This window comes from Streptomyces sp. NPDC002076 (genome assembly GCF_053593835.1).
This window is the reverse complement of the sequence record NZ_JBSFDI010000060.1, coordinates 1-3,752: the sequence shown is the minus strand read 5'-3', so window position 1 is coordinate 3,752 and position 3,752 is coordinate 1. Positions and strand designations below refer to the sequence as shown.

General features: G+C 70.7%; 2 protein-coding genes. Both read right to left on the bottom strand.

Annotated features, from left to right (window positions below; all coding sequences use genetic code 11):
- Positions 1 to 286: 286 nt before the first annotated feature.
- Positions 287 to 2,410: a HEAT repeat domain-containing protein gene (locus ACWCQS_RS45950; RefSeq protein ID WP_451009986.1), complete on the bottom strand. Its 2,124-nt coding sequence runs from the start codon at positions 2,408 to 2,410 to the stop codon at positions 287 to 289.
- 157 nt (positions 2,411 to 2,567) lie between these two features.
- The gene (locus ACWCQS_RS45945) at positions 2,568 to 3,476 is read right to left on the bottom strand and encodes a hypothetical protein (RefSeq protein WP_451009985.1); all 909 of its coding nucleotides are present in this window, start codon (positions 3,474 to 3,476) and stop codon (positions 2,568 to 2,570) included.
- Between the last annotated feature and the right edge of the window lie 276 nt (positions 3,477 to 3,752).

Here is a 3,752-nt window from a genome sequence, read left to right as displayed (position 1 = left end):
GCAAAAAGACAAGATCAATCTCATACACGGGCAGGGATCCGAGTCAGTCAGAGAGCAACAGCTCTCCTCCACCTAGGGCAACGCGAGAACCCACACTGGGAGCCGGATACCGGCGTCCTGTAGGGGCCCTTCGTGCCCTGAAACACGCACAACGCCGCCGACACGCAAGTGGACAACGCTGCCTGTCCGACCGCTCGTACGCCTAGCGACGGCGCGCAGATGTCCGCCCTGACGGAACCGCACGCTGGGGGCGAGAGGGTGGTTGTGGCGGAGGGGCGGCGCAGACTCAGGCTGTTCGCGGTGCGGCGGTGCCCGGCGCTGGAGGATCGAGCCGGGTGATGAGGGTATGGCCGACCCGCTGGAGTTCCTCGTCGTGCTCGATGCTCTGGAACCTGCCGCCGCGCCGGGGCAGGGCCAGTTGCTCGCGGAGCAGGCGCAGGGCCGGTGCCGCGAGGGGGCCCATGCGGTCCAGGCAGGCGACGACGTGGTTGGCCGTCGCGGGGTTCTTGGCCATGGCCTGCAGCAAGGCGTTCAGGACGGCCGGTGCCTCGGCCTGGCCGCCGATTTCCCAGAGCGCGGCCGCGCAGTGCACTCGGACCCATTCGTAGTCGTGTGTCAGGAGGTCTCGCAGGAGCGGCAGGGCGGCGGAGGCGGGCGGGCCTATCTCGCCGAGCAGATCAGCTGCGTCACTGATCCGGAAGGTGATGCGGTCGTCGAGGAGGTCGAGCAGGAGCGGCATGACCTCGGCCAGGTCACCGCCGACGGCCCACAGCGCGGCGACGGCGGCAGGCCGTACGTGCGCATCGGTGGCGGTGGTCAGCAGCCGGATCGTCTCCCGTGTGCCGGCCGCCGCCGGGCCGAACGCCCCCAGCGCCTCAAGAGCTGATCGCGTGACGCGGTACTGCTCATGGCGCACCGCGGCACCGAGCGTGTCCACCACCACAGGAAGCGCGGCCGGGTCGGCCAGCGTGGCCAGGGCGGAGAGGATCGCGTTGGCGCTCATCTCGGTCTGCTGCTGGGAGAGGTCGATCCGGCGCAGGTGGTCGCAGAGCCGGGGCACCAACTGGTCCGCCGCCTGCGGCAGATGCTGTGCGACCTGGATCGCGCGCCAGGCGTCGATGTCGCTGTCCAGCGCGGCCAGCAGACTCGGCAGCGCGCGTGCGTCGCCGAGGCGCGCCAAGGCCCGCACGGCCTCCTGATGGCTTCTGCGCAGCAGCACGTCGGGGGCCGCCCATACGTGAGGGCCGTGCACCGCGCGTTGGGCATCGATGTGTGCGGCGAGTGCCTCCCGGGCCGGGGCGGCGATCGGGTGGCAGGCCTCCAGGACGGCCGCAGCCTCGGCGGCAACCTCCTGATCGGCCGTGGTGAGCTGGTCGGTGATCAGCAGGAGGAGCCGGGTGTGATCCCCGCGCCAGGTGCGCATCAGCTCCCCGCTCATACGCACCGCGTCCAGGCGCGAGCCGGGGTCGGGGCTGCTCAACTGCTCGGCCAGCACCGCGGTGCGCTCGGACACCCGGGCCCCCAGGGCTTCGTGGAACGTACGCAGCAGGGCCGTGGTCGGTGCGTACACGCGCGTGTACCGGTCGAGATCCTCGAAGGCGGCGACGATCTGGGGCGCAACTCCTTCCGTGGGTGCCGCCGGGCGGCTCGGGGCCGGTGCGACCGGCCGCACGGGTAAGGCGCGGGCACTCTCACGCAGCAGGGCGACTGCGGCCACCACGACGTCCTCGCCGATCTCATCCGGGGCGCAGCGGGCCCGCTGGACCAGGGCCGCGAGCCGTGTCACGGGGCCCTGGGCCGGGTCGGCGGCGAGCCCGCCGAGCCAGTCCATCACCTGTTGCGCGACCGCAGGCAGCCGCAGTGCAAGGGTGGCCGCCGCCTGAACGATCCGCAGCCGCGCCGCGATGCCTTGCTCGGCGGCCAGCCGCTCGCGCAGCATGACGGCGGCCCGGTCGGCGTCGTCGAGGAAGAGCCCGAGCCCGGGGATCGCGGCCAGCCGCACGTTGGGGTCGGGGTCGCGGGCGAGTTCGGCGAACTGCGCACCCCGCTCGCGCAGGAAGGCGACGGCCTGCGCGCAGCCCATCGGGGGGTAGTACTCGATCTCGGTGCCGTCGTCCTCGAAGCCCCGGTCGAGGGACTCCCGGCCGATGCTGACCAGCAGCGCGACGACGGCGACCCGGTCGGGCGTGGCGCCGTCGGCGGCCAGCTCGAACAGGAAGGGCAGGCTGGCCGCCGTGGGGGGGTACACGCTGCCCTGATGGTGGACTGCGCCGTAGAAACGGTCGAGGGCCTTGCGGCGTTCCTCGGCGTCCGGGGAGCGCAGCGCCGTCAGTAGCGCCGGTACCTCCTCGGCCGAGCCGTACGCGTGCTCCATCGACGCCCAGTCGATGTCATGAAGTCCGTCGAACATGATCAGAACCATGCCAGGCGGCACTGACAGCAGGGGCGTCCCGGCACGGGCCGTACGACACTCGTCGGCACGGGCCAGGACGAACGGGGGCCAGGGAGCCTGCGCTGGAGGCGCGTGGTGGGTCAACGGCACCGCTGCGCTAGGCGGTCTGGGCGCCTCACCGGAAGTCCTGGCCTTCTCGCGGGCGCGGCACTCCTGTACCGGTCAACACCCAGTGGAAGTAGCTGGGTTCTCGGTTGCCGCGATACGGGCCGAGTCGGGGAAGGCGCAGCGTGGATCCGGTTTCCGGTAGCTGTAGCAGGTAGTCGGCGTCGTCGGGGTGGCCCATCACGCAGGTGATCTCGGTGACTGTCCAGGCGGCTCGGTTCACGAGTTCCATGCCCTTGGCGTTGAGGGTGCGCTCGGTGAGCGGGCCGGCCTCGTAGTCGTCGGTCGGCTGCGCGGCGCCCACCACCATCAGCACGGCGATGTCGCCGGAGACCGGGAAGAGGACACCCTTCAGGTCGAGCAGGGTGTCGTGCATGGGGATGTAGCCCTTGTCGTTGAGCACGAACCGAGGCGCGGCCGCGCCTCGGCGTATGAGGGCGTAGCGTGCATTGGCCATCCACTGCCGGGTCTCTCGGAACGTGGTCTGCCGCTGGCGTTGCACGTGATCACGGCCCGGAGTGGGCAAGCCGCCTTCCCCTTGGATGTAGGTGACGGCGACGCGGTCGTAGTCGGGATGGCGGATGGACTGCGCCTGGACGTGCAGCAGGATGGTCTTCCAGTCGTCCCTGGTGAATGTGCCCTGCTCAAGGGCAAGGATCGCGGTGGGCAGAGCCCCCTCGTACTCCTGCCAGATGGCCTCCGCGAAGTCGGCGGGAAGGTCGCTGCTCGGGTCATCCACGTCGTAAAGCCCGTACTGGTAGGCGATGTTCTCCGCCTTCAACGGCCCGAACACCTTCTCCGGCTCCTTCCGTCGGCGCACGCACACCTTCGCGTGCCGGAGGCCGACGACCCGGCCAGTCTCCGGCACGCCGAAGCCGCCGATCAAGGCGGCGGGCAGGTAGTGCGGTTTGGGAGCCATGCGTGCCATTGTGCCCGGCGCCACCGACAACCCCTGGCCGTCGCGTGAGCCGGCCATAACGCTGACCGGACCCGAGCACGGCCCGGTGGAGTTGCCGCTGCACCGCGCATGGTCCGGGCTGCGCATGAGCCCTACACAACGGTGCCCGCCGAAGGCTGCGCGACGACCTCTGCTGCTTCCTTGAGGTTCCCCCGAGATGCGGGGAGAGGTGACAGAGGGTCAGATGGGTTTCACGAGAGGAGCCCTGACGATGCCTGCCCCGAGGAAGTACCCGCT

Coding starts and splice junctions, on each gene's coding strand:
- ACWCQS_RS45945 (WP_451009985.1), bottom strand. CDS start 3,476: ATGGCTCCCAAACCGCACTACCTGCCCGCCGCCTTGATCGGCGGCTTC.
- ACWCQS_RS45950 (WP_451009986.1), bottom strand. CDS start 2,410: ATGTTCGACGGACTTCATGACATCGACTGGGCGTCGATGGAGCACGCG.